Here is a 24,119-nt window from a genome sequence, read left to right as displayed (position 1 = left end):
ATGTTTCGAGTGGTTTTGGGATAGCAACATCGTATAGATAGAACTGAGATGTCGTATTCAACCATACGTCAAGGATTCTAGGTGTCGGACGCAGACGCACGAGTGGAATTTCCGCAGCATTCAACACTTCTCACGTTTGCGCGTATGATACTGCTATGCTTAGCGGTTTTGATATTTACACTCGGATCTATAGCTTATTTCCTCAGCAACTTGCCCTTATCGGTTCCTTTAAATACGAGCAGCCTCATCCGAGCTATGTTGCATCCCGGCATCTCCAGCCCACAGGCCCTAACTCTATTTAGTGGTCTTCTCTATGTCGGACGAATACTTGAACCACCGCCTAGCCCGCCTCAAATGCAAAGACCCATTTTTCCGTGGTGGCTGCTAAACCGACCCTTCAACGGTGTTGTGATTGGCGTTTTCATATTTAGCCTGCCCATACAGGTCATTATTGGATTATCTGGAATTGCCTATCTGCTGAGTTTTGGGCTTTTGCTCTACAATACGCCGAGATTACTAGCGAAAGGAGCTATAGGAATAGCAGCACTCTTGATGTTATGTTTTCTCGGAGGAGTGGGGCTTGCTGCGCTGCTTCCTGTTTCCTTCACTGTTGAAGAGTGCAGGAACGAAACGAACTTCTTACTTCGCTCGGGGGAAAAGCTGCCCTGCTCAGAGTTCATGTTTGTCGGCGACGCAAACGGCTTCATCATCAGGCATGACCAATCTTCCATTTTCTTGCCTCTGGCCGACCTGACATCCGAAGCGAGAGACGAGCTACGCGCCGTGCATAGATCGCTGCGTTCAGAGTTCAATCTTTTTGATTGATCGTAATTAAGATGCTTCGAATTAAGACCACTGTCTTCAAATAGTGAACAAATAGTCTCCGCTTGTTCATCTGTTCGAGAGCGACAATTTGGCGCATATGTCGGGCATAAATTCATGCCGTCCGGCACCATTTTCGGAGACCTCCATGTCCAGCAGCCAGAACGCACTTGTGCTAATCGCACGTATCCTTCTCTCCTTCATCTTCATCTTCTCCGGCTTCGGCAAACTGACTGATCCCGCTGGCACGGCTGGCATGATCACCGGCGCTGGCCTTCCTGCCGCGACCGCTCTTGCTTACCTCGCTGGCGCTTTCGAACTGGTCACCGGTCTTGCCATTCTCGTTGGTTTCCAGACGAAGATCGCCGCTTGGTCGCTGGCCGTATTCTGCGTGTTTACCGGCCTCGTTTTCCACAGCGGCACAGTTGCCGTTCCCGGCTGGCCTGACGCCGCTCTCGGCTGGATCAACACATTGAACGGCATCATGCTGATGAAGAACATCACGCTGGCTGGTGCCTACATCCTGCTTGCCGCTTTCGGTGCCGGTGCCTATTCGCTCGACGCACGCCGTGGCCTCAGCCTCGCCCGCGCATAAGCTGCTTTTCTATTCATAAAAAAGGTCGCTGGATTGCTCCGGCGGCCTTTTCTTCATCCTTTGTAGTCTTTCTCGTAAGCCGGTAGATGCTCGATATCTGATAACCAGTCCACGGCAAAACGCGTCCATATCTGCGCTTTGGGAACCAGCGCGTCGCGCTCATTGATGCTGCCCCAGCGGATACCCCATTCCTTGGCGTCATCACCTTCGCCGCTGGTAAACAAAGGCGAACCACATTCCGGGCAGAAATGCTGATTGCGCACACGACCATTGTCAGCCGTCTTGCGATAGACCTTCGGCTCGTTATCACCGATTTTGAGTGCTGAGCGCTGGACCAACAGCGTGACGCGGAAGGGCGAGCCGGTCAGCCGCTGGCAATCCGTGCAGTGGCAAATGCCGACGCGGCTCGAATCTGTCTCCGCCTCAAACGTGATATGGCCGCACTGACACTGGCCTGTGATATGCATGATGAACTCCTTCTCCAAGGAGCTCATCTTAGAGCAACCACTCGATAAACCAAAATTACAGGGCGGATTGCACGCGCGCTATGATGTCCTTAACCGCCGCATCGCCCTCATGTTCCGGCTTGCGCGCCCGCACGAAACAGGCTTCCGAGCGCAGAATGATGCCGTCGGTGAGAACTTTCAGATGATTTGCCGTCAGCGTCGAACCGGTGGACGTGATATCGACGATGATATCCGCCTGCCCTGCCGCCGGTGCGCCTTCGGTGGCACCCAGGCTTTCCACGATGCGGTAAAGCTGGATGCCGTGCTGGCGGGAGAAGAACTGCTGCGTTAGCCGCCAGTATTTGGTGGCGATGGCGAGGCGGCGGCCATGGCGGGCGCGGAATTCGGAGGCGACATCGCCCAGATCGGCCATGCTGTCGACATCCAGCCAAATCTCCGGCACGGCCACCACGACATCGGCGTGGCCGAAACCGAGACGTGCACAGAATTCGACGCGATTTTCGACATCGCTCAAATCTTCGCGCACCAAATCTTCGCCGGTCACGCCGAAATCCACCGTGCCGTTGCCGATTTCGCGGGCGATTTCGGAGGCCGAGAGATAGGCTATCTCGATATCGTCGCGACCTTCGACCCGACCGCGATAGGAGCGGTCATTGCCGATGGCGAGAACCTTAAGGCCTGCGCGTTCCAGAATGGCGGAGGCGTCTTCCTTCATGCGGCCCTTGGAGGGCAAAGCGATGGTAGTGGTCATGGCTTGGCCCTCACGGCTTCGATACGATCCAGCCATAGCGAGAAACCGACCGCCGGTATTTTGTCCTTCGCGCCGAGCAACGTCATCAGCCGGTCAAACCGCCCGCCGCCAGCCAGCACAGCCCCCTCACCTTCCACGCCGACTTCGAAAACGAGGCCTGTGTAATAATCCAGAGGACGCCCGAAGGCTGCTCCATAGCTGATAGCATCAAGATCAAGACCGCCATTAGCGAGTGCTGCGACGCGGGCATCGAAAGCTGACAGTGCGCCATCCAGTTTCAGCTTCGCCTTATCGGCAAAGTCGGACAAAGTCTGTGATGCCTGCGACAACGGCGCTTGCAGGGAGAGGAACTGCTTCAGCAGTTCAAAACTCTCATCCGGCAGGCGCGTGGCAGCCAGCGCCAGCTTTTCGCGCAGACGCCGGGCAATTTCCTGCGGCGCGCGGCTGGCATTGGTGGAGTAACCCGTGTCCTGCATGACGCTGTCGATATAATCGACCAGCACCTTTTCCTCGCCGGTGGCCAGCAGACCCGCGACCCGTGCATCGAGTCCGGTCATCGGCTTGGGACTGACGAGGCTTTGCAGCAGCGCATCCAATTGCTTTGTGTCGCCAAAGGCTTGCACCAGCCGCTTTTGCCAGCCGGATGGCAGGCCAAGTGCGGCGACAACAGCCTCGAACACCTGCTGGTCGCCCAGCGTGACGACGAGCCTGCGCCCCGGCAACAAACGCTTCAAAATAGCGGTGGCATCGCTGATGGCGCGGGCATCGGCTGCGGCGACATTCGTATCACCGAGATCCTCGATACCGGCCTGATAAAATTCGTTCGCGCCATCACGACGCTGGCGGAAGACTTCGCCGAGGTAGGAATAGCGCTTGGGCGTTCCGGTCGCAGTTTCGATATGACGAAGGCAGACGGGAATGGTGAATTCCGGGCGCAGGCACAGGCTCTCACCCGTCTCGCTCTCCGTCATGAAAATGCGGCGGCGCAGGTCTTCCCCGGCCATATCAAGGAAAGGTTCTGCCGGTTGAATGACAGGCGTATTCACCCGCGCCGTCTTGCGGGCCGCGAATTCATCCAGAAGCTCTGCGGAGAAGTCTGGCATATCGATCAGAGGCATTGACTATCTCCTGCTTGGAGTGCGGGATACCCCCCTCTGCCCTGCCGGGCATCTCCCCCACAAGGAGGGAGATCGGCTGGGCGTAAGCTCCTTGCCTCTTCCGCAGCGTTAAAGATAGCCGAGACGGTGATACGATTCGATCTCCCCACCTGTGGGGGAGATGCCCGGCAGGGCAGAGGGGGGCTGGCTGGGCTCATCGCTTCAGTTGCTCTCTGCTCGACGTCGATCCTCGGCCTGCGCTGCCAGAATTTCCCTCACCTTGGCAACGAGCTCCGCTTCCGGCACCGTTTCCTGCGCCACGCGGGCCTCACGCCACGCAGCGTTGTCCTCGATCTCGCCGGACAGGCGCTTGCCTTCGATCAGGTCCTTGATCTGCACAATCCCGGCCGCGCGCTCGTCACTGCCCTGAATGATGGCGATGGGTGCGTCCATGCGGTCGGCATATTTCAGCTGGTTGCCGAATTTCTTCCAGTTGCCCTGATACATTTCAGCGCGAATGCCTTCATTGCGCAGCGCCTGCGTGAAGCGCTGGTAGCGGCCCATGCTCTCCACATCGCCATCCATGACGGTGACGAGAACCGGCGCGAGCGGCTTTTTCTGACCGAGCTTTCCAAGGTTCTTGAGCGCCGTCATCAGGCGCGAAACGCCGATGGAAAAGCCCGTGGCCGGAACCGGCTGGCCCATGAAGCGCGACACCAGACCATCGTAACGACCACCGCCGCCGACAGAGCCGAAGACGACCTTTTCGCCCTTTTCATTTGTGACATCGAAGGTGAGTTCGGCTTCGTAGACCGGGCCGGTGTAATATTCGAGGCCACGTACGACGGATGGGTCGATCTTGATGCGCGTTGCGTCATAACCGGCACTCGAAACGAGTGCGCTGATCGTGTTCAATTCATCAACGCCCTCTTCGCCTTTAGACGTGCCTGCAACGAGCTGGGCAAGTTCATCAGCGCTCGCCGCATAATCCTTGATGCCGACAAAAAACAGAACTTTTTCAATCTGTTCCTCATCCAGTCCCACGCCCTTTGTAAAATCCCCCGATTCATCCTTCCGACCGGGGCCAAGCAGCAATTTCACGCCTTCCGGGCCAAATTTGTCGAGCTTGTCGATGGCGCGCAAAACATTCAGGCGGCGGGCGGCATTTTCTTCGCCACCAAGACGGATGGCTTCCATTACGCCATCCAGAACCTTGCGGTTATTCACGCGGATCACATAATCGCCGCGCTTAATGCCCAGCGCTTCCAGCGTATCCGCCATCATCATGCACATCTCGGCATCGGCCTGGACGCCGAACGCGCCGATGGTATCGGCATCGAACTGCATGAACTGGCGGAAGCGGCCGGGGCCTGGCTTTTCGTTGCGGAAGACGTAGCCAGCGCGGTAGGTGCGGAACGGCAACTGGATTTCGTTGAAGTTTTCTGCGACGTGGCGGGCGAGCGGGGCGGTGAGATCGTAGCGCAAGCTCATCCACTGGTCGTCATCGTCAGTCAGCGAAAACACGCCTTCATTGGGGCGGTCGCTATCGGGCAGGAATTTGCCCAGCGCATCTGTGTATTCGAACAGTGGCGTTTCGATGGGGTCGAAGCCGTAGAGTTCATAGACCCCACGAATTTTCTCGATCATCTCATTGGTGGCATGAATATCGGCGCTCGAGCGATCCACGAAGCCGCGCGGCAGGCGGGCTTTTAGTTTCTGAGGCTTTTTTGCTTTTTCGCTCATGATGCCAGTCCAATTATCTCTTGAAATCAAGCCGGTGTATTAGAGGATGAAGCCCTGTGCGGCAAGGCCGCCAGCGTGGGTTTTGCTGGCGCGGCTGACGAAACGATGCTATGTGGGATACACGCATCCCAATCGCATCAGGGAGACTTAAGCCATGAGCAAACAGACCGCCATCCGCCTGCCCGATGAAACCTTCGAGCGCCTAAAAGCTCTCTCCGAGCGCACGGGCCGCACATCCGCCTATTACATCCGCGAGGCCATTGAAAAGCACATCGAAGATATGGAGGATTTGTATCTGGCGGAAGAGGCGACGCGACGTCAACGCGAGAACAACGAACGCAACTACACTCTGGAAGAAGTGAAGCGCCGCCTTGGTCTGGACAATTGAGTTTCAGGAAAAACCTCTCAAGCAACTCGAAAAGCTTGGGAAAACTAACGCAACCCGCATCGTTTCATTTCTGACAGATCGCATTGCGATGGACGGCAATCCACGCCGAACCGGGCAGGCGCTGCAAGGTTCCGAACTCGGCAATTACTGGCGCTACCGCGTTGGTGATTACCGCATTCTCTGCGACATCCAGGATAACAAGCTGGTGGTTCTCGTCATCGAAATCGGCCATCGCAAAGAAGTCTATCGCTGAACCATGATCCTCGAAGCCATCAATTATGCCGCGACATATCGCAAGACACCGCCGGAATTTCGCCCCTACATCCGCTATTCCGTCAATCTCTGGGCGCGGGCGAACCGTTGTAGGCAGGCTTGGGCGGAGCATGAGGAGAACAGCCAGCGGTTCATTTTAACTGCGGCTGCGAAACTTCGGCAACGCCGCACCGCTGTCGTGCTCGGTTCCGGCCTTTTGCGAGATGTACCGTTGAAACAATTGGCAGCGGCCTTCGATACCGTTGTTTTGGTGGATCTCGTGCATCTTGCAAGTGTCCGCGCCGGGCTTTGGCGACACGCAAGAAGCACTGTGCTCTCCAGCCGCGATCTGTCCGGGTACGACCAGTTGCAAGCAGGCCAACCGCTGGAACCCCTAAACTTCCTGCGGCAGGTGCCTTATCTCGACTTCGTCATCTCCGCCAATCTGCTGTCGCAGATCGGAACCGGCGTGCGCAAACGGCTCGAGAAAGAACCGGCAAATGCGATGCCGGAGAATACATTGCCACGCCTCATCCATGCCCATATCGAAAGCCTCTCCGGCCTGCCCTGCAAGGCCTGCCTCGTGACAGACACGGCGTTCGAGGTGATCGATAAAAACGGCGCGCTACATCAAAAAGAGGATTTGTTGCACGGCTTGACGGTGCCCAAAATCGCGAGAGAGTGGGACTGGCCGGTCGTGCCCTTTGGCGAGGAAAGCCGGGATTATCAGATCATCCACAAAGTGATTGCCAGCGACCTCACCTGAGCGCCATTTTCCTGTCGCTTTTCAGCAGCTAAGTTGGTGCATGCGCTCTTTCGTTCACATGTTGATGTTTTTGACCTGCGTGCTGTACAGCGCGATGCCCGCACAGGCAGCGCTCAGCATGTCGATGCCAGTGAACGCCGTAAAAATGCATGTTTCAGAGATGGAGCATGGCGACCATGCCATGCCGATGGCTTCGTCTGACAATGCCGAAAAAGGCGATCCGTGCCCACATCGGGGCAGCATGACGCATGCGCCGTTCTGTGCGGCGTGCCTTGTTTTGATCCCCGATCTACGTTTTGCCGAAAAAGGACGCGCACCACACGCTTATCCTAAGCCCGACTTGCAGCGGGTTTTCATCGGTAATGTTCCGCCGCCGCCGCTGCCTCCTCCCCGTGCCTGACAGGCAAATTCAGACATTCACGAACAGATTCTGTCAGACACAGGAAGGATAATCCATGCCTATCAAAACCATGACCCTCACCGCAGCTCTTCTCACCGCTTTAATGATGCCAGCTTACGCGCAGGATGGCAGCCATGCGGGCCACGACATGTCCAAGGATGCTGCGGCCGAAAGCGCTTCTACCAAGGCCTTCATGGAAGCCAGCGAGAAGATGCATGGCGATATGTCAATGGAGTACACGGGCGATGCCGATGTGGATTTCGTGCGCGGCATGATCCCGCATCATCAGGGCGCAATCGATATGGCGAAGGTGGAATTGCAATATGGCAAGGACCCGGGCATCCGCAAACTCGCGCAAGAGGTCATCGCGGCGCAGGAAGCGGAAATTGCCATGATGAAAGATTGGCTGAAATCCAAGGGCCACTAACGAGAGACGGTGGAGAGGCGGCTTACGGCTGCCTCTCCACCGTGACCGTGTAGTTTGCGCCAAGGCCGCGGCGTGAAGAGCTGAGCACGAGGATGGGGCGGATCAGCCATTCCGTATCCGCCTTAGGCGTCAGCACCGCCGTGTTCTTGCCCGCCTCGCTGAAAAAGATCGCATCGTCATCCGGCTTGGCGAAGTCAAAAATCGCCATCACCACGAATTCGCTACGACTGGTGAGGGTGACCTTCAGCGTTTCCCCAGCTTTGACCTTGAGGCGGTAGACATCTCCCCGGCCCTGCCGTGTCCAGCCGTTCAGGACCAGCGGGCCGGATGCCGGCATCGCGGCTGACTTCAGGCTTTCACCATCGTCCAGCCATATGCCATCGACATTGCGGGGCTCCGCATGGGCGGGAGCGGCAACCGATACCGTCAGAAGAGACGCCAGAAGAATGTGTGAAAATCGGGTCACGGGCGTGAAAACTCCAGCCTTTGCGTGTCTATGCGCGAGCGGCAATGGCAACCTTCAATGTGGTCGTTGACCATGCCCATGGCCTGCATGAATGCGTAAACGGTGGTGGGGCCAACAAAGGTCCAGCCGCGTTTTTTCAGGTCTTTCGACAGGCGCGTGGAGGCGGGCGTGATAGGGTTTGCGCGCAGGGTTGCGTAATCGAATACGGGCGGGCGCTCTTCCGGCTTCGGCTCGAAACTCCAGAAATAGCGAGCAAGCGAACCAAACTCATCGCGCATTTCAATGGCCCGTCGGGCATTGTTAATGGTGGAAACGATCTTTCCGCGATGGCGGATAATACCCTTATCCGTGACGCAGCGCTCTATATCCGCCTCATCGAAATCTGCCACCTTGTCGAAATCGAAGCCGCAGAACGCAGCGCGAAACGCCTCGCGCTTTCGCAGTACCGTCAGCCAGGAGAGGCCGGATTGAAAGCCCTCGAGGCAAATCTTTTCGAACAGGCGCGTGTCATCCTTGACTGGACGGCCCCACTCCTCATCGTGATATAGCGCGTAGTTCGTCAGCCCCTGCTGCCAGGAACAGCGGATAACGCCGTCTTCACCCGTCGAAAGTCCGGTTTCAGTCATGGAGACAATGCCTTTTTCGTCGTCTGCCGGTGATTACCATTGATTCACTTTGTTTCAAAACCGTACGCTAACCTTATTAAAAGGTTTCGGCCAAATCGCGGCTTTTCATGAAGCGCCATTTACCATTCGCTGTCGCTGAGGTGCGAACGTGGTGATTATTTTCCGGTGTCATGTAGAGAGTCCACCCGATGTCGATGAAATCCGTTTTTCTGGCGCTGAGTATCCTCTCCGCCATGTCAATGCCAGCGCTTGCCAATGATCGCTACCGGGAGCGCCCGCCTGTGGTCGTCAGCCCCGATTTGACAGCCCCGTGGGTCATGCAGCTTGGCGGTGCGCAGGTTCGCCCGGTCGTTTACCCGCAGCGCCCCGTCCGTCCGTCGCTGTTTCAGCAGCCGCGTGCGCAGGCCGTGGCTGCAAGGCCGAATGCGCCACGTCTGCGGATCGACCCGCAATTCCTGCCGCAGATGGTACAGTACCAGGGCAAGGAAGCACCCGGCACCATCGTCATCGATACGCCCAACCGCTTTCTTTATCTCGTCATGGCGGATGGAAAAGCCCGGCGTTACGGCGTGGGCGTTGGCAAGCCGGGCTTCGAATGGGCCGGTACGCACAAGATCACCCGCAAAAACGAATGGCCAAGCTGGACGCCGCCGCAGGAAATGATCACCCGCGAAGCCGCCAAGGGTCATTACCTGCCAGCCTTCATGGAGGGTGGCCCGCAGAACCCCATGGGCGCGCGCGCCATGTATCTTGGCTCCACGCTTTACCGCATTCACGGCACCAACCAGCCGTGGACCATCGGCAGCAACAACTCGTCAGGCTGCATCCGCATGCGCAATGAAGATGTGACCGATCTTTACGAGCGCGTAAATGTCGGCACCCGCGTGATTGTGATCTGATAGCAACGCTCAAGTCATTCTTCGCGTCGAAGAGTTGTGAAATGAACTAAACGTGCTTGCCGGATGGCAGGAATGCGTTAAATTCCGCGCATAAACTTTGGCGGGGGACGTCAAGGGCCGGAAGCGCTTTCCAGCTGCAAGCCGGATATTAAAGAACGGGCGGGTCAAACCGCCCGTTTTTTATTTTAGTGCTTCAATCTTGTTCGGTCTATTGCCGCCATAGGCCCACTCCAGCAATTGCGCCGTGTGCAGAATGGGAATCTGGGTGCCGCTCGCGATCTGTGTCATGCAGCCTATATTGCCGGTGGCGATGATATCGGCCTTCGTCGCCTCGATATTCCTCACCTTCCGCGCTTTCAGTTCGTCCGATATTTCAGGCTGAAGAATATTGTAGGTTCCAGCCGAACCGCAACAGAGATGCCCCTCTGCTGGATCACGCACGGTGAAGCCTGCCGCTTTCAGCAGCAGTTTTGGTGCCGCCGTAATCTTCTGGCCATGCTGCATAGAGCAGGCGGAATGATATGCAACCGTCAGGCCGTTTCGCTCCAGCGGCGGCAGGTCGAGACCGACGAGATATTCGGTTATATCCTTGGCCAGCGCTGAGACCTTTTGCGCCTTGTCTGCATAGGCTGCATCCAGCCGCAGCATGTGGCCATAGTCCTTGATAGTGGTGCCGCAGCCCGATGCGGTGATGATGATGGCATCCAGGCCACCACGTTCGATCTCGCGCATCCACACATCGACATTGCGCCGCGCCGAGGCCAGCGCCTGCTCTTCCCGGCCCATATGATGCACCAGCGCGCCGCAACAGCCCTCTCCTTCCGGCAACACCACCTCGACGCCAAGGCGGGTCAAAAGCCGGATGGTCGCGTCGTTAATATCAGGGTCGAGCACCGGTTGGGCGCAGCCGGTGAGAATGGCGACCCGACCACGCTTTTCTACTTGCGGGGCTTGGGTGCCGGGATTTGCGAAAGCCGACGGTGCAGGAGTGGTTTTCGGGGCCAGATCGAGCATCGATGCCAAAGGTCTCAGCGCTTTGGTCTTGCGAAACAATCCTGTAAAGGGTTGGCCAAGGCGAGCGAGCTTGAGTGCCAGGCGAAACCGGTTCGGGTACGGCAGCACAGAGGCCAGAAGGCTGCGGATGAGGCGGTCCATGATGGGCCGCTGGTAGGTCTTTTCGATGTGGATACGGGCGTGATCGACCAGATGCATGTAGTCCACGCCGGAGGGACAGGTGGTTACGCAAGCAAGACAAGACAGACAGCGGTCGATATGCGTTACCACTTGGGCGTCCGCCGGGCGGTCGTTTTCCAGCATGTCCTTGATGAGATAGATGCGTCCGCGCGGGCTATCCAACTCGTTGCCCAGTGTCACATAAGTAGGACAGGTCGCCGTGCAAAAACCGCAATGCACACATTTGCGCAGGATTTTTTCGGATTCTGCGACGTTGGGATCGGCAAGTTGCTGGGGGGTAAAGGAGGTTTGCATTAGAGGAGGCCTCGTTGGACGTAGGTGCGGATGCGCCCCCCTCTGTCCTGCCGGACATCTCCCCCACAGGTGGGGAGATCGGCTGGGCGTACGAACATCGCTTCAATTTCGACGTCAGAGATGGGCGGGAGGTCACCGCAAATCGATCTCCCTCCTTGTGGGGGAGATGTCCGGCAGGACAGAGGGGGGTGAGCCGCGAATTCGACCATCATGATATTCCCATCTTCCCCGGATTAAAAATCCCCGCCGGATCAAGCTTTGCCTTGATGCGCTTAGAAAGTTCGTGCTCAGCAATCAGAAGTGGCTCGAAGCCTGCGAGGCCATAGCGAGACGCAGGCAACGCCCGTATCAAAGTCGAATGGCCACCACCCAAAGCTCTGATGTGGCGGCTTATCAAATCCGCCTCTGGATCGTGTTCCATCTGCATCCAGACCAACCCGCCCTGCCAGTCATAAAACGCATCGATACCGGCTTCCAGCCGCAGCGCCGCCACCAGCTTGTGGCCTTGCGAGGGTGCAACGGACACGCGCCAGAGCGGTTTGGCTGGATTGGCGGCGTAGGGCGTCACATCGCGGATCTCCCGCCATAGTGTCTTGCTGTCGTCCTCACCAAGAAACACCGAATGCCCGAGCCGAGATAGGATGGTCTGCAATTTCTGCGACCGCGCCTCGACCGAAGCACCAAGCCCCTCCAGCCGCAACACCGTTGCCGCGCCATCCGGCAGTGATCCGCTCAGGAAGCGTGACTTGACACTCTCCGGCAGATGCGCGGCACCTGAGACTTCGACACTGGTTGCCATAGCGGCGGCCATGGCATGGGTGGCGGCTTCGTCTTCGAGGCCGGATATGACGAGCGTGGTCTGCGCAGGCGGCACCGGCAGGACACGGAAGGTAACTTCCGTCAGGAAGCCGAGCGTTCCGTAAGAGCCCGCCAGCAGTTTTACCAGATCGAGCCCGGTGACATTCTTCATCACCCGCCCGCCTACCTTGATCGGCTCTCCCTGACCATTGACGAAGCGGATGCCGAGAAGGCTATCGCGCGCCGCACCCGCCACATAACGGCGCGGGCCGGACACATTGGCAGCAAAGATACCGCCGATGGTCGGCTCTCCTGCCGTGCCCATCACGGCGCGGTGGTCCATGGGCTCGAAGCACATCATCTGATTGGCAGATGACAATGCTGCTTCAACCTCCGCCACCGGCGTTCCGGCTTTGACGGTCATAACCATTTCGGCGGGATTATAGGCGACGATGCCGGTGATCGCTCGCGATGACAGCGACGCCTCGGCCCCGACGCGGTTGCCGAAGCCAGAGCGTGTGTTTCCGCCAAAGATCGCCAACGCCCGGCGGGCCTCCGCATGGTCGCGGATGATATCGGCAGCTTCGGTTTCACCAGTGGGCAGAAGCATGTCTCTCATGACCCAGGCCGCCCATCCAGCGGGAAGACTTTGGAAGGGTTCAATATCCAGCCCTCATCGAAGGCAGAGCGCACCGCCATTTGCTGCGCCAGATCGGCGTCAGAATATTGATGCCGCATCAGGTCGCGTTTTTCGATGCCGACGCCATGCTCTCCGGTGAGACAGCCGCCCGCATCGACGCAGAGACGCAGGATTTGATTGCCCGCCTCTTCTGCTTTTGCGGCTTCTTCCGGGTCGTTGGCGTTGAAAAGAATGAGCGGATGCATATTGCCATCGCCCGCGTGGAAGACATTGGCGACGCGAAGGCCGAGACTATCGACAATTTCGCCCGTCTTTTGCAGCACATAGGAAAGCTGGCTGAGCGGCACCGTGCCATCCATACAGATATAATCGGAGATGCGGCCCGTCGCACCGAAGGCGGATTTGCGGCCTTTCCAGATGGCGGCGGCTTCCATGGCAGATTGGCATTCGCGCACTTTCTTGACGCCGTGTTTGCGGGCGATGGCAACGATATCCGCCAGCATGGCGTCCATCTCGTCTTCCGATCCCTCAACTTCGACAATCAGCAGCGCGCCGACATCCAGCGGATACCCGGCCTTGGCGAAGGCCTCGCAGATTTCGATGGCCGGTTTATCCATGAATTCGATGGCCACGGGAATGATGCCCGAACCGATGATATCAGCCACGCAGGAACCCGCCTCCTCGGACGTTTCGAACCCAAACAAAACCGGCCGTGCGCCTTCCGGCTTTGCAATCAGCCGCACCGTCGCTTCCGTCACGATGCCGAGTTGGCCCTCTGAACCGCAGACGAGGCCGAGCAGATCGTAGCCGCTGGCATCCAGATGCTTGCCACCCAGTTCCAGCACCGTGCCATCCACCAGCACCATTTTCACGCCGAGCAGATTGTTGGTGGTTACGCCGTATTTCAGACAATGCGCGCCGCCGGAATTCATGCCGATATTGCCGCCGATGGTGCAGGCCAGTTGGGAACTGGGATCAGGCGCGTAAAAGAAACCCTGCGGGCCTGCGACATCGGAAATCGACAGATTGGTGACGCCCGCCTGCACGGTCGCGGTGCGGTTGAAGAAGTCCAGCTCGAGGATTTCCGACATTTTGGAGAGACCGATCACAACGGCATCTTCCTGCGGTATCGCTCCACCGGACAGCGACGTGCCTGCACCGCGCGGCACGATGGGAATGCCGTAGCGATGACAATACTTCATGACAGCAGCAACCTGCGCCGTCGTTTTCGGCAAGGCGACAGCCAGAGGCAGTCTTCGGTAGGAGACGAAGGCATCCGTTTCGAACGGAACGAGCTCTCGCGCTTCATGCACCAGACATTCCGGCGGTAGAAGATCGGCAAGATCAGCCACGATTCTATCTCGGCTGGCGAGAACGGATGCGCGCGGCTTTAGAAACTCTATGGTTTGCGACATGGTAGCTCCACAGGCCTCCCTCCTTGCGATGCGTGCCGTGATGTTACGGGTCTTTGGTGCCTCGACGCAAGCTCTGCTCGCGGAGCCGAAAGCGATACAGCCTGAAGCTCGTACAAAACAACATTTGAGAAATTTTATCTCGTTTTGATGGAACTTTTTCCGCAGCGTGTGCTTTTCAACAGGTTGCCTGGAAATTTTTATTACGATGGGACGCTATGATTACCACGAGCGAAACTGAACGCTATCCAAGGATAGCACTCATATCGACACATGGCTACGTAGCCGCACAGCCGCCATTGGGCGCTGCTGACACCGGAGGACAGGTCGTTTACGTGCTCGAACTAGCCCGTAAACTTGGCCAGCTAGGATATACTGTCGATCTCTATACCCGCCAATTTGAAGACCAGCCAGAAATCGACGAAGTCGATGAGCGTGTGCGGGTCGTTCGCATTCCCTGCGGTGGCAAGAATTTCATTCCGAAGGAATACCTCCACCGCCATATGATGGAATGGTGCGAAAATGCGCTTCGTTTCATCAAGAAAAACGATCTGAATTACACGTTTATCAACAGCCACTATTGGGATGCCGGAGTCGCCGGACAACGACTTTCCGAAGCGCTGAAAATCCCGCATCTGCACACGCCGCACTCCATAGGCATCTGGAAGAAACGCCAGATGGAAACCGACTATCCGGAAAAAGCCGATACGTTCGAGCTGGAGTTCAATTTCAAGGAACGCATCCAGCACGAACTAATTGTCTATCGCAGCTGCGACATGGTCATTGCGACCACGCCGGTGCAGCTGGATGTGCTGATTGAAGATTATGGCCTGAAGCGCAAACACATTCACATGATCCCGCCGGGCTATGACGACAACAGGTTTTTCCCTGTGTCCGAAGGCTCGCGGCAGATGCTGCGTCAGCGTTTCGGCTTTGAAGGCAAGACCGTTCTGGCCTTGGGGCGTCTCGCCACAAACAAAGGTTATGACCTGCTGATTGATGGTTTCTCTGTTCTGGCAGCGAGAGAGCCGGAGGCCCGTCTTCATCTGGCCGTCGGCGGCGAGAATATGGACGAGCAGGAAACGACGATCCTCAACCAACTCAAGGATAGAGTGAAGTCCCTCAACCTTGAGGATAAAGTCGTCTTTTCCGGTTACGTGGAAGATGAGGACTTGCCGGACATCTATCGCGCAGCCGACCTTTTCGTGCTGTCAAGTCGGTATGAACCCTTCGGCATGACAGCCATCGAAGCGATGGCTAGCGGTACGCCAACCGTGGTAACGATCCATGGCGGCTTGTTCCGCGCAATCAGCTACGGACGACATGCCTTGTTTGCCGATCCTTTCGACAAGGAAGACCTCGGCATCACCATGATGAAGCCGTTCAAGCACGACAGGCTCTATGGTCGTCTGTCACGCATGGGCGCGCACAAGGCCCGTAGCCTGTTCACCTGGACCGGCATCGCACAGCAGCTTCTTGCCTTGGTTGAAGGCCGTACCATGATGCCTGTCCTAGAAGAAGCCGATTGGGCTGAACCATGGAATGATGGCGATTGAAACAGGTCCGTATATTCTTCACAGACCTCGACGGGACCGTTGTTGGTAACAATGACGCAACGGCCCGTTTCAGGGATTTTTGGCAAGGTTTGCCGAAAGAAACGCGTCCGTTGCTGGTGTTCAACAGCGGTCGCCTTCTGGACGACCAGTTCGAACTGATGGAAGAGGTGCCACTCCCTTCCCCCGATTATGTCATCGGTGGGGTCGGCACCATGCTGTCCTGTCGCGACCAGCCATCATTGCGACAGGCTTACGCCACCTCTCTCGGGCAGGCATTTGATACGGATAAGATTGTATCTCTCCTCTCAACCGTATCAGGCGCGCGTGTTCAACCTGAACGGTATCAGCATCCGTTGAAGTCCAGTTGGTATCTGCATGATGCCAGCGACGCCGAGATTTCCGCTATCGAGCAACGCCTGGCGGACAATGATATCGATGCCCGCATCGTTTATTCCAGCAATCGTGATCTGGATATTCTCCCCCGCGCCGCCGACAAGGGTGCCGCAATCTCATGGTTGTGTAACCACCTAGACATTGGACTCGACGAGGTGGTGGTCGCCGGAGATACGGGCAATGACCGCGCCATGTTTGAACTGCCTGACGTGCGTGGCATCGTCGTTTCCAACGCCTTGCCGGAGTTGAAGGCCTTGGCGAAGGACAAAACCCGTGTCTTTTCTGCCTCAGAAGCAGAGGCAGATGGGGTCATGTCGGGCCTGAGATACTGGCTGTCTTTATAAAGACGCAAGTTTCGATCACATAAGATATGTGTTGAACATCAAATATGCTGAAGCTTTTGCTTCCGGCTCATTGACGTTGGTCAGTAACCGCCGGACAATCAAGCGAATCATTCCATATCCTGTACGGCAGTATGGCGTGACCTATCTGGTCATAACATTAGAATTATTGTATATAAAATGACTGTAACTTGAAGGACATGAACCCCATTGAACGTGCTCACCCGATTGGCAACTGACGTCTGCTTGATGCTGCGCCGCCCTCCGCGCCAGCAATACGCGGCGCTTTGCTATCGCAGGAAGAAGGGCGTGACGGAAGTTCTGTTGCTGACGAGCCGGGACACGGGTCGCTGGGTCATTCCCAAAGGCTGGCCGATGGACGGCAAGAAGGCCCATGCGGTTGCCGCACAGGAAGCTTTCGAGGAAGCCGGGGTTCGTGGCAACGTCGATAAAAATCATTTCGGTTTTTTCGACTACGACAAAAAACTCCGCAATGGCGTGAAGGTGATGTGCCGGGTGCAGGTGCATTTGCTCGAGGTTACAGATCTGGTCAAAAACTTTCCAGAGCGCGAAAGCCGTACCCTTGAATGGGTCACGCCTGTGGAAGCATCGCACCGTGTGAATGAGCCTGAGTTGAAGGAACTTTTCCTTTCCTTCGATCAACAAATGGCGCAAACACAACAGCGACCCGCTCAAAAAAACGTAAATTTATAAGCCCACTCCAAAGCCGCTAAAACGCCTGCACACGCGGCTAAAGCCGCAGATGAAAGCAGATTGATGGCGCGACCACCTCCCAACCGCATGAAGCCGACGCTGGACAAGGATCTTGATCGGGTTACGCGTGTAGAAGAGGCTACCTTTCACATCACCGACCGCTTGACGGCACCGGGCGTCGGCCTGCTTTTTCTGATCATGACAGCGCTTTTTGCCAGCGCATATGTCGTCGGTAAACCCGGCGCGATCATTATCGTGGCTGCGGCGATCATCGGTGCCTATATGGCGCTGAACATCGGTGCCAAGGACGTGGCCAACAATGTCGGGCCTGCCGTGGGTGCGAAAGCGCTGCCATTGACGGCTGCACTTTTGATGGCTGCGGTCTTCGAGGTATTGGGCGCGTTGATCACCGGCGGCAACGTGGTCGAAACCATCTCCCGCGGCATCATCAGCGTCGAAACCATTCCCAACACCGAAATCTTTACCTTGGCGATGCTGGCTGCATTGATAACGGCGGGCCTGCTGGTCAACCTCTCAAATTTCGTCAAGGCACCGATCTCGACCACCCATACGATCGTCGGCGGTGTCGCAGGTGCCGGTACGGCGGCCTATGGATTTAGCGCAGTCGACTGGTTCTCCCTGTCAAAGATTGCGCTGGCCTGGATGACGACCCCTTTCATCAGCGCCTTTTTCGCCATTGTGCTCCTTGCCTTCATCAAGGAATTCATCATCTACCGCGACGACAAGATTGAGGCGGCACGGCTTTGGGTTCCGGTTCTCATCGGCGTCATGAGCGGCATTTTCACCGCCTATCTCATCTGGGTCGGGCTACATAATGTCGTGCTGGTTTCGCTCGGAACGGCCAGCCTGCTGGGATTGGCGATTGGCCTTCTCAGCTGGCGTCTGTGCGTTCCGCTCATCCGCAAGCAATCCGAGGGGCTGGAAAATCGCAATCAGTCCTTGCGCAAGATGTTTCATTGGCCCCTCATTCTAGCCGCAGGACTGATGTCCTTTGCCCATGGTGCGAATGATGTCTCCAACGCGATTGGCCCGGTGGTGGCGATTGTGCGCGCCACTCAAGGTCAATTCGTTGGCGATACCGCCCGCGCACCGGAATGGGTCATGCTGATCGGTGCTTTCGGCCTGTCCTGCGGCATCCTGCTGTTCGGTCCGCGCCTCATCCGGCTGGTCGGTGAACAAATCACCAAACTCAACCCGGTGCGGGCCTTTTGCGTATCGGTGTCGACAGCGCTGACGGTGCTGGTCGCATCCCGGCTGGGATTACCGGTCAGCACCACGCATACGGCCATTGGTGCCATCTTCGGCGTTGGTTTCTTCCGCGAATGGTACACCCACCGGATGCGAACTCGTCAGGATACGGTGCGTGCAGATGTCACCGATAACAGCGACACAAGCGATGAGGATAATGAAAACTCCTCCGAGGTTCGCCGCCGATATCTGGTTCGCCGTTCACACTTCATGACAATCGTCGCCGCTTGGATCATTACCGTGCCCACAAGTGCGGTACTGGCGGCAGCGCTCTATGGAATCATGTATATTGTGTTTATCTAGGCTCGAGTGACGACGATCCAAACCGAAATCAAAGAGAAACATGCGCGCCAATTTTCGAATGCAACGGCTCTTCGTCAGCCAGCCGCTTAGCCAGAGCGAGGCTATCGAAGCCAATAGCGACCAGTTCAACTATCTCGCCAATGTATTGCGCCTGACGGATGGTGCCGAAATTCTCTTGTTCAATGGACGGGATGGCGAGTGGAAGACGACGCTCTCCTACCCCACCCGCAAGAAAATCCTGCTGACGGCCAGCGAACAAACGAGACCGCAACCGGAGACGCCAGACTTGCACTATCTGTTTGCGCCTCTCAAAACTGGCCGCATGGATTATCTGGTGCAAAAGGCGGTGGAAATGGGCGCAGGCGTGCTCCAGCCGGTCATGACGCAACATGTTCAAGGCAAGATCACCAATCTCGACAAACTACGTGCAAACGTCATCGAAGCAGCTGAACAATGCGGCATTCTGGCCGTGCCGCAGGTTCTGGAGCCGATAAAGCTGAAGGACCTGCTGGAAAGTTGGGACGCATCCCGTCGCATCATCTATTGTGATGAAGGCGATGAGGGGCAGAACCCTTTATCGATTCTGAGCCGCATCGAGGAGAAGCAACTCGCTCTGCTGGTTGGCCCTGAAGGTGGCTTTTCGGAAGAGGAGCGCCAATTGCTGCGCGACCACCCGTCTGTCACACCCATTCCACTTGGACCCCGTATTCTGCGCGCCGATACTGCGGCCGTCGCAGCGCTTGCAGTGATCCAGGCAACCGTGGGCGATTGGAAATAGAGGCCTACGAGGCACGGCGATGGAGCAAAACAATTGCCTTTGGCCATGCTTGAAAGAAATTCATTTGCGTAAGCCAGTGCCGCACCCTATCAGCGAATTCAACAAGCCTAAAAGCCAAACATCGACCATAAGGTAACTCCATGGCCCGCGACACGACCGACCAGACACCCATTTCCTCCGTACAGGATTTGACCGACTATCTGGCGGGCGGCTGCAAACCCGTTGAGAAATTCCGCATTGGCACCGAGCACGAGAAGTTCGCCTTCTTTCGCGAAGACAACACGCCAGTCCCTTATTTTGGCGATGCCAGCATTTCTGCTCTGCTGAAAGGCATGCAGGAGAAACTCGGCTGGGAACCGATCATCGATGAGGGCAACATCATCGGCCTCAGCGAACAGAGCGGCATGGGCGCCATCTCCATCGAGCCCGGCGGTCAGTTCGAACTTTCTGGCGCGCCGCTGGAAAATCTGCATGAGACCTGCAAGGAATCCAACCGGCATCTGGCGACCGTGCGTGAGGTTGCCGAGCCCATGGGCATTCGCTTCCTCGGCATAGGCGGCAGCCCGCTGTGGACCTATGAAGAAACACCGCAGATGCCGAAGTCGCGCTATGCGATCATGACCCGTTACATGCCAAAAGTCGGCACACAGGGGCTGGACATGATGTACCGGACCTGCACAATCCAGGTTAATCTCGACTTTTCCTCGGAAGACGACATGCGCCGCAAGATGCGCGTCTCGATGAAGCTGCAATCGCTGGCAACGGCGCTGTTTGCGTCTTCGCCCTTTACCGAGGGCAAGCCGAACGGACTTCTGTCCTGGCGTGGCGATATCTGGCGTGACACCGACAACCGCCGCTCCGGCGTGTTGCCGTTCACTTTCGAAGCTGATTTCGGTTTCAAGGATTATGTGGAGTGGGCACTGGACGCACCGATGTATTTCATCGTTCGTGACGATAAATATCGCGACTGTACCGACATCACCTTCCGCCAGTTCATGAACGGCGCACTGAAGGGCCAGATTGCCGAATGGGAGCCCAATCTCGGTGACTGGACGAACCATCTTTCCACTCTGTTTCCCGATGTTCGCATGAAGCGCTTTCTGGAAATGCGCGGCGCGGACGGCGGTCCGTGGCGCCGTATCTGCGCGTTGCCTGCGTTCTGGGTGGGTCTTCTCTATGACGACAGCGCATTGTCCGCTGCTGATGAATTGACCAAGGACTGGACCGTCGACGACGTCATCGCCATGCGCGACACCGTTCCGGCTCTCGGTCTCAAGGCCAAGGTCGCAGGCCATGATCTTCTCGACATCGCCCGCGAGACCGTCTCTATTTCCCGTGAAGGCCTACGCAATCGCAAGCGCCTGAACGATGACGGGCAGGATGAGAGTGTCTTCCTGACGACTTTGGATGAGGTTCTGGCAAAGAAGGCGACGTTGGCCGAGGACTTGCTGGCGCTTTATAATGGCCGTTGGGGCCAGTCGGTTCTGCCGGTTTTCGACGAATACCAATACTGAGGGCCGGATATAAAAAAGCCCGGTGCAGCTCGAGGGCAGACACCGGGCAAAGGCAGGGCTTATTGGCAAATCACCCTGCGGGGAAACTGATTGAAGGCTTGCGTTGAGTTACAACGCCTTCGCCGCAGCCATTCTGGCAATGCGCGCAAGCCGGGTCGTGGGGTCTTCCATGATCCCCGTGTCGAGCGCGCTCCTCAAATCACTGCGGGTCAGACCGATATCAGCGAGCTGATGGTCGTCCATCTCCACGAGGCGATTGGCGGCAACGCGATTGGCAATGCGGCGCAGAAACGTCACGAAACCTTTGCCCACGCCTGCTGCCGCCTGCTCGAAAGACGCGGCGCGTGGTGCGATCAAACCCAGTTCCATTTTCCGTTCTGCCGTGCGCATGACACAATCCCTTCATTTAGGCACGATGAGGCACTGCCTTCACACCCATGCGTGAAGGCCGCCGGTCTGGTCACCTTCGGATGACCAATTGGTTATTTGCTGCTTCTGGCGTCAAAATGTCGCAAGACCATTGATCAGTCCAACGAATGTTTCTAATGTGAGCCATCAATCATTCTTATGGATGGCCGCTCATGTCCGCACCTCTCGACATAGACCAGTTGCACACCTTCATCGCCATTGTTGATGCCGGAAGTTTCACGAAGGCAGCAGACCGCGTGTTCAAAACGCAGTCGGCTGTTTCCATGCAGATGCGGCGGCTGGAAGAGCGACTGGGAAAGCAGCTTTTCGCCAAGGATGGGCGTGGCAACAGGCTGACGGCTGAGGGCGAAAAGCTGATGCATTATGCGCGCCGCATCATCCGTCTCAACAACGAGGCCGTTGCCGCTTTCGATGACAACCGTCTAGAAGGCACGTTACGCATTGGCACGCCGGATGACTACGCGGACCGTTACATGCCCGAGATCATCGGGCGGTTTGCAAAGACGCATCCGAATGTTGAGCTTTACATCGTGTGCGAACCATCGGTCAGCCTTGCCGAAAAGATGGCACGCGGAGAGCTGGACATCGCGCTCGTTACCCACAATCCCCGTGCCCGCGCGTCAGATATCGTGCGCACCGAGCCACTTTGCTGGGTGGCCTCTGCCAACCATCCGCTGCGCGACGACGTGCCTGTGCCACTGGCCGTTGGACGTCGGGATTGCCAATGGCGACAACTGGCCGCTTCGGCGCTCGATGCCGATGGCCGCGATTATCAGGTTCTGTTCACAAGCTGGTCCTCAACCGTCATCGCCGCTGCCGTTCTCGCCGGCATGGCCGTTTCGGTCCTGCCGGAATCAACGCTCAGAACCGGCATGAAGGTGCTGACGGCGGCAGACGGCTTCCCGCCTCTTCCGCCAGTACAGATCGGTCTGATGAAACGCCCCGGCCTGTCGCCATCGCTCATCAACGCCATTACCGATCACATTACCGCCTGCCTCGACAACATCTCTCTGGCATCCCCGCCAGATGAGCTGGACGATGATATCAAGGCGTTTCCGAAATTGGCGCGCGTGCGCACGGGGCAGTTGGCACCGGGGTGGTGATGGGGTTTTTGATATAGTAGCTAGGGCAGTGGGTGTGGCTTACCCCCCTCTGTCCTGCCGGACATCTCCCCCACAGGTGGGGAGATCGACTCGTTGAAACCTCTCGCCCATTTCTAAGGCTGCGGATGGCGTGGAGCATGCGCCTTGCCAATCTCCCTCCTTGTGGGGGAGATGTCCGGCAGGACAGAGGGGGGTAAGCCACACGCGCTGCCCTGAACTATATCACCCCAAATTCTTCCGGAAGAACTCGACTGTCCGGCTCCACGCAAGATCTGCCGCGGCCTTGTCATAACGCGCACTCGACGTGTCATTGTTGAACGCGTGATTAACGCCATCATAGACGAAGATTTCAAATGTCTTGCCATTGGCTTCCAGCGCTTTGCGGTAAGCATCGATGCCAGCATTGATACGCTCATCCAGACCGCCATAGTGCAACATCAGCGGCGCTTTGATGGCGGGAACGTCCTCGGCCGGCGGCTGCGCGCCGTAATAGGCGACACCGGCATTCAACCCTTGCGACTTGGTGGCAAAACGATTGACGAGGCCACCGCCCCAGCAAAAGCCGACAGCGCCCACTTTGCCGTTGGAGCCATCGCGTTTCGTCAGCCAGAGACGGGTGGCTTCCGCATTGGCAACGGTGGCGTTCATGTCCAGACCGCTGAACATCTCGCGGGCTTTGTCTTCGTCAGACGGCGTACCGCCCTGTGGTGATAGAAAGTCGGGAGCGAGGGCAACGAAGCCTTCCAGTGCCATACGGCGGGCGACGTCGCGGATATGTGCGTTGAGACCACGGTTCTCGTGAATGACGATGACGGAGCCCAATGGCTTGGACACGTCCTTGGGGGTGACGAGATAGCCCTTCATCTCGCCATTTGAGCCGGGATAGGTGACATCCTCGGCCACGAGACGATCATCCGTTTCAGGGACGATGGCAGCTTGCGCGCCACTGGCCGCTAGCAGAGGAGCAATGGCCGCAGCCGCAGCACCGGAGCCTGCCAGCAACGTCAGCTTTTCCATGAACTTGCGGCGGTCGAGGCTTAAATGCGTATATTCATCATAGGCATCGATCATCGCCTGCGAAATCTTCGGGCCTTCAGTCATCGTATGCTCCCATCACACATAGCTGGAAAATCATACATAACCGAAAAGCATCACGATTGGTGCGACGACCGGAGATCGGCGAAACAACTTTTCGCGATTACTCGAACGCCAGCCAGACGACCATCCAGCCCCACATCAGCACGAGCGCTGCAAAACTGACGGCAAAGGCAGGGGCGCGGTAACGCAGCCTGTTGCTGGTCACATGCACATAGGAATGCGCGTAACGGCCGACCACGAATATCCAGGCGAGGATGATGGTGGCGATGTTGTCCGCATCGGTGATGTAAAGAAGCAGACACACCGCATGAAACAGCATGGGCATTTCGAACTGGTTGGCGATGTTCTTGTTGACCAGCAGGCTTTGCTGCGCCTCTTCGCCCTCATCGCGGAAGCGTTTGAACGCATCCTTGTTCGTGAAGGTAAACTTTTTACGGCGAATGAAAAGCAGGACATAGAGACCAAAGACCAGAAAGGCGTGGGCGATCATGGGCCAGAACATTGCGGTCGTCGGTGACATCTATTTGCATCCTTTTTAGCAAGACGCTCCCCGAACGGTTCGGTTCGGGGAGCGCGTCTTCATG

Annotated in this window: 27 protein-coding genes; 15 read left to right on the top strand and 12 right to left on the bottom strand. The window is 57.1% G+C overall.

The annotated features are described in order from the left end of the window. The first annotated feature begins 81 nt into the window (after positions 1–81). Positions 82–825 (top strand): hypothetical protein, encoded by a 744-nt coding sequence (locus CPJ18_RS11640; protein ID WP_146258681.1) that lies wholly within the window; start codon positions 82–84, stop codon positions 823–825. A gap of 145 nt (positions 826–970) precedes the next feature. Beyond that, positions 971–1,417: a DoxX family protein gene (locus CPJ18_RS11635; RefSeq protein ID WP_103658440.1), complete on the top strand. Its 447-nt coding sequence runs from the start codon at positions 971–973 to the stop codon at positions 1,415–1,417. Between the two features lie 53 nt (positions 1,418–1,470). On the opposite strand, the gene CPJ18_RS11630 is transcribed toward CPJ18_RS11635, so the two are convergent. The 4 genes from CPJ18_RS11630 to hisS form a co-directional block, all read right to left on the bottom strand. Further along, positions 1,471–1,884, bottom strand: a complete 414-nt coding sequence (locus CPJ18_RS11630) for a GFA family protein (RefSeq protein ID WP_103659078.1) — start codon at positions 1,882–1,884, stop codon at positions 1,471–1,473. Between the two features lie 55 nt (positions 1,885–1,939). Then, the gene (hisG, locus tag CPJ18_RS11625; RefSeq protein ID WP_103658438.1) at positions 1,940–2,635 is read right to left on the bottom strand and encodes an ATP phosphoribosyltransferase; all 696 of its coding nucleotides are present in this window, start codon (positions 2,633–2,635) and stop codon (positions 1,940–1,942) included. Next, positions 2,632–3,753 carry an ATP phosphoribosyltransferase regulatory subunit gene (locus tag CPJ18_RS11620; protein WP_103658436.1) on the bottom strand — a complete coding sequence of 374 codons (1,122 nt, stop codon included), beginning with the start codon at positions 3,751–3,753 and terminating at the stop codon, positions 2,632–2,634. The genes hisG and CPJ18_RS11620 overlap by 4 nt, the downstream gene beginning before the upstream one ends. Positions 3,754–3,954: 201 nt before the next feature. Then, positions 3,955–5,475 (bottom strand): histidine--tRNA ligase, encoded by a 1,521-nt coding sequence (hisS, locus tag CPJ18_RS11615; RefSeq protein WP_103658434.1) that lies wholly within the window; start codon positions 5,473–5,475, stop codon positions 3,955–3,957. Positions 5,476–5,629: 154 nt separating this feature from the next. Between hisS and relB the strand changes: the two genes are divergently transcribed. Genes relB through copM form a run of 5 tightly spaced genes read left to right on the top strand, consistent with a single transcriptional unit; the run spans position 5,630 to position 7,708 of the window. Next, positions 5,630–5,863, top strand: a complete 234-nt coding sequence (gene relB, locus CPJ18_RS11610; RefSeq protein WP_103658432.1) for a type II toxin-antitoxin system RelB family antitoxin — start codon at positions 5,630–5,632, stop codon at positions 5,861–5,863. Beyond that, positions 5,847–6,116 (top strand): type II toxin-antitoxin system RelE family toxin, encoded by a 270-nt coding sequence (locus tag CPJ18_RS11605; RefSeq protein WP_077118830.1) that lies wholly within the window; start codon positions 5,847–5,849, stop codon positions 6,114–6,116. The genes relB and CPJ18_RS11605 overlap by 17 nt, the downstream gene beginning before the upstream one ends. Before the next feature lie 3 nt (positions 6,117–6,119). Beyond that, positions 6,120–6,881 carry a hypothetical protein gene (locus CPJ18_RS11600; RefSeq protein WP_103658430.1) on the top strand — a complete coding sequence of 254 codons (762 nt, stop codon included), beginning with the start codon at positions 6,120–6,122 and terminating at the stop codon, positions 6,879–6,881. 58 nt (positions 6,882–6,939) lie between these two features. Beyond that, the gene (locus tag CPJ18_RS11595; protein WP_188348515.1) at positions 6,940–7,281 is read left to right on the top strand and encodes a hypothetical protein; all 342 of its coding nucleotides are present in this window, start codon (positions 6,940–6,942) and stop codon (positions 7,279–7,281) included. Positions 7,282–7,336: 55 nt separating this feature from the next. Next, positions 7,337–7,708, top strand: coding sequence for a CopM family metallochaperone (copM, locus tag CPJ18_RS11590; RefSeq protein ID WP_103658426.1), 372 nt, complete (start codon positions 7,337–7,339; stop codon positions 7,706–7,708). 22 nt (positions 7,709–7,730) lie between these two features. Here copM and CPJ18_RS11585 read toward each other — a convergent pair whose 3' ends face one another. After that, positions 7,731–8,174, bottom strand: a complete 444-nt coding sequence (locus CPJ18_RS11585) for an SH3 domain-containing protein (RefSeq protein WP_103658424.1) — start codon at positions 8,172–8,174, stop codon at positions 7,731–7,733. Continuing rightward, positions 8,171–8,800 (bottom strand): DNA-3-methyladenine glycosylase I, encoded by a 630-nt coding sequence (locus tag CPJ18_RS11580; RefSeq protein ID WP_103658422.1) that lies wholly within the window; start codon positions 8,798–8,800, stop codon positions 8,171–8,173. Before CPJ18_RS11580 ends, CPJ18_RS11585 begins: the two co-directional genes overlap by 4 nt. Before the next feature lie 188 nt (positions 8,801–8,988). On the opposite strand from CPJ18_RS11580, the gene CPJ18_RS11575 reads away from it, so the two are divergent. Further along, positions 8,989–9,699 (top strand): L,D-transpeptidase, encoded by a 711-nt coding sequence (locus CPJ18_RS11575; RefSeq protein WP_103658420.1) that lies wholly within the window; start codon positions 8,989–8,991, stop codon positions 9,697–9,699. A gap of 180 nt (positions 9,700–9,879) precedes the next feature. Here the strand turns inward: CPJ18_RS11575 and glcF are convergent, their stop codons facing one another. From glcF to CPJ18_RS11555, 3 genes are all read right to left on the bottom strand, one after another. After that, the gene (gene glcF / locus CPJ18_RS11570; protein WP_103658418.1) at positions 9,880–11,187 is read right to left on the bottom strand and encodes a glycolate oxidase subunit GlcF; all 1,308 of its coding nucleotides are present in this window, start codon (positions 11,185–11,187) and stop codon (positions 9,880–9,882) included. Positions 11,188–11,395: 208 nt separating this feature from the next. Then, a complete protein-coding gene (locus CPJ18_RS11560) occupies positions 11,396–12,595 on the bottom strand; it encodes an FAD-binding protein (protein ID WP_103659077.1) in 1,200 nt (399 codons plus the stop codon). A 5-nt stretch (positions 12,596–12,600) separates the two neighbouring features. After that, positions 12,601–14,040, bottom strand: coding sequence for an FAD-binding oxidoreductase (locus CPJ18_RS11555; RefSeq protein WP_103658417.1), 1,440 nt, complete (start codon positions 14,038–14,040; stop codon positions 12,601–12,603). A gap of 215 nt (positions 14,041–14,255) precedes the next feature. Between CPJ18_RS11555 and CPJ18_RS11550 the strand changes: the two genes are divergently transcribed. The 6 genes from CPJ18_RS11550 to CPJ18_RS11525 all read left to right on the top strand — a co-directional run bounded on the left by CPJ18_RS11550 (position 14,256) and on the right by CPJ18_RS11525 (position 20,905). Continuing rightward, positions 14,256–15,593 (top strand): glycosyltransferase family 4 protein, encoded by a 1,338-nt coding sequence (locus CPJ18_RS11550; protein ID WP_103658415.1) that lies wholly within the window; start codon positions 14,256–14,258, stop codon positions 15,591–15,593. After that, positions 15,590–16,330, top strand: a complete 741-nt coding sequence (locus CPJ18_RS11545) for an HAD-IIB family hydrolase (RefSeq protein ID WP_103658412.1) — start codon at positions 15,590–15,592, stop codon at positions 16,328–16,330. Before CPJ18_RS11550 ends, CPJ18_RS11545 begins: the two co-directional genes overlap by 4 nt. Before the next feature lie 207 nt (positions 16,331–16,537). Further along, positions 16,538–17,041 carry an NUDIX hydrolase gene (locus tag CPJ18_RS11540; protein ID WP_103584976.1) on the top strand — a complete coding sequence of 168 codons (504 nt, stop codon included), beginning with the start codon at positions 16,538–16,540 and terminating at the stop codon, positions 17,039–17,041. A 63-nt stretch (positions 17,042–17,104) separates the two neighbouring features. Next, positions 17,105–18,613, top strand: a complete 1,509-nt coding sequence (locus tag CPJ18_RS11535; protein ID WP_103658410.1) for an inorganic phosphate transporter — start codon at positions 17,105–17,107, stop codon at positions 18,611–18,613. Positions 18,614–18,653: 40 nt separating this feature from the next. Then, positions 18,654–19,391, top strand: coding sequence for a 16S rRNA (uracil(1498)-N(3))-methyltransferase (locus tag CPJ18_RS11530; RefSeq protein WP_103658408.1), 738 nt, complete (start codon positions 18,654–18,656; stop codon positions 19,389–19,391). 140 nt (positions 19,392–19,531) lie between these two features. Next, a complete protein-coding gene (locus CPJ18_RS11525; protein WP_103658406.1) occupies positions 19,532–20,905 on the top strand; it encodes a glutamate--cysteine ligase in 1,374 nt (457 codons plus the stop codon). 108 nt (positions 20,906–21,013) lie between these two features. On the opposite strand, the gene CPJ18_RS11520 is transcribed toward CPJ18_RS11525, so the two are convergent. Further along, a complete protein-coding gene (locus CPJ18_RS11520; RefSeq protein WP_103658404.1) occupies positions 21,014–21,295 on the bottom strand; it encodes a DUF1127 domain-containing protein in 282 nt (93 codons plus the stop codon). A 191-nt stretch (positions 21,296–21,486) separates the two neighbouring features. Here CPJ18_RS11520 and CPJ18_RS11515 point away from each other — a divergent pair, with 191 nt between their 5' ends. Further along, the gene (locus CPJ18_RS11515; protein ID WP_077101765.1) at positions 21,487–22,437 is read left to right on the top strand and encodes a LysR substrate-binding domain-containing protein; all 951 of its coding nucleotides are present in this window, start codon (positions 21,487–21,489) and stop codon (positions 22,435–22,437) included. Between the two features lie 222 nt (positions 22,438–22,659). On the opposite strand, the gene CPJ18_RS11510 is transcribed toward CPJ18_RS11515, so the two are convergent. Together CPJ18_RS11510 and CPJ18_RS11505 are read right to left on the bottom strand one after the other, a co-directional pair. Then, entirely contained in the window at positions 22,660–23,538 is an 879-nt protein-coding gene (locus CPJ18_RS11510; RefSeq protein WP_103658403.1) for a dienelactone hydrolase family protein, read from the bottom strand. Positions 23,539–23,635: 97 nt separating this feature from the next. Then, entirely contained in the window at positions 23,636–24,055 is a 420-nt protein-coding gene (locus CPJ18_RS11505) for an MAPEG family protein (RefSeq protein ID WP_103658401.1), read from the bottom strand. Between the last annotated feature and the right edge of the window lie 64 nt (positions 24,056–24,119).

Origin of the sequence: Agrobacterium rosae (genome assembly GCF_002915175.1) — a bacterium.
In the GTDB taxonomy this organism is placed as follows: Bacteria; Pseudomonadota; Alphaproteobacteria; order Rhizobiales; family Rhizobiaceae; genus Agrobacterium; species Agrobacterium rosae.
Note: the sequence above shows the minus strand (reverse complement) of the source record. Positions and strands in the feature narration are given on the sequence as shown.

Coding starts and splice junctions, on each gene's coding strand:
- hisS (WP_103658434.1), bottom strand. CDS start 5,475: ATGAGCGAAAAAGCAAAAAAGCCTCAGAAACTAAAAGCCCGCCTGCCG.
- CPJ18_RS11575 (WP_103658420.1), top strand. CDS start 8,989: ATGTCGATGAAATCCGTTTTTCTGGCGCTGAGTATCCTCTCCGCCATG.
- CPJ18_RS11550 (WP_103658415.1), top strand. CDS start 14,256: ATGATTACCACGAGCGAAACTGAACGCTATCCAAGGATAGCACTCATA.
- CPJ18_RS11525 (WP_103658406.1), top strand. CDS start 19,532: ATGGCCCGCGACACGACCGACCAGACACCCATTTCCTCCGTACAGGAT.
- relB (WP_103658432.1), top strand. CDS start 5,630: ATGAGCAAACAGACCGCCATCCGCCTGCCCGATGAAACCTTCGAGCGC.
- CPJ18_RS11520 (WP_103658404.1), bottom strand. CDS start 21,295: ATGCGCACGGCAGAACGGAAAATGGAACTGGGTTTGATCGCACCACGC.
- CPJ18_RS11505 (WP_103658401.1), bottom strand. CDS start 24,055: ATGTCACCGACGACCGCAATGTTCTGGCCCATGATCGCCCACGCCTTT.
- glcF (WP_103658418.1), bottom strand. CDS start 11,187: ATGCAAACCTCCTTTACCCCCCAGCAACTTGCCGATCCCAACGTCGCA.
- CPJ18_RS11510 (WP_103658403.1), bottom strand. CDS start 23,538: ATGACTGAAGGCCCGAAGATTTCGCAGGCGATGATCGATGCCTATGAT.
- copM (WP_103658426.1), top strand. CDS start 7,337: ATGCCTATCAAAACCATGACCCTCACCGCAGCTCTTCTCACCGCTTTA.
- CPJ18_RS11515 (WP_077101765.1), top strand. CDS start 21,487: ATGTCCGCACCTCTCGACATAGACCAGTTGCACACCTTCATCGCCATT.
- CPJ18_RS11560 (WP_103659077.1), bottom strand. CDS start 12,595: ATGCTTCTGCCCACTGGTGAAACCGAAGCTGCCGATATCATCCGCGAC.
- CPJ18_RS11555 (WP_103658417.1), bottom strand. CDS start 14,040: ATGTCGCAAACCATAGAGTTTCTAAAGCCGCGCGCATCCGTTCTCGCC.
- CPJ18_RS11530 (WP_103658408.1), top strand. CDS start 18,654: ATGCGCGCCAATTTTCGAATGCAACGGCTCTTCGTCAGCCAGCCGCTT.
- CPJ18_RS11580 (WP_103658422.1), bottom strand. CDS start 8,800: ATGACTGAAACCGGACTTTCGACGGGTGAAGACGGCGTTATCCGCTGT.
- CPJ18_RS11595 (WP_188348515.1), top strand. CDS start 6,940: ATGTTGATGTTTTTGACCTGCGTGCTGTACAGCGCGATGCCCGCACAG.
- CPJ18_RS11535 (WP_103658410.1), top strand. CDS start 17,105: ATGGCGCGACCACCTCCCAACCGCATGAAGCCGACGCTGGACAAGGAT.
- CPJ18_RS11630 (WP_103659078.1), bottom strand. CDS start 1,884: ATGCATATCACAGGCCAGTGTCAGTGCGGCCATATCACGTTTGAGGCG.
- hisG (WP_103658438.1), bottom strand. CDS start 2,635: ATGACCACTACCATCGCTTTGCCCTCCAAGGGCCGCATGAAGGAAGAC.
- CPJ18_RS11635 (WP_103658440.1), top strand. CDS start 971: ATGTCCAGCAGCCAGAACGCACTTGTGCTAATCGCACGTATCCTTCTC.
- CPJ18_RS11620 (WP_103658436.1), bottom strand. CDS start 3,753: ATGCCTCTGATCGATATGCCAGACTTCTCCGCAGAGCTTCTGGATGAA.
- CPJ18_RS11600 (WP_103658430.1), top strand. CDS start 6,120: ATGATCCTCGAAGCCATCAATTATGCCGCGACATATCGCAAGACACCG.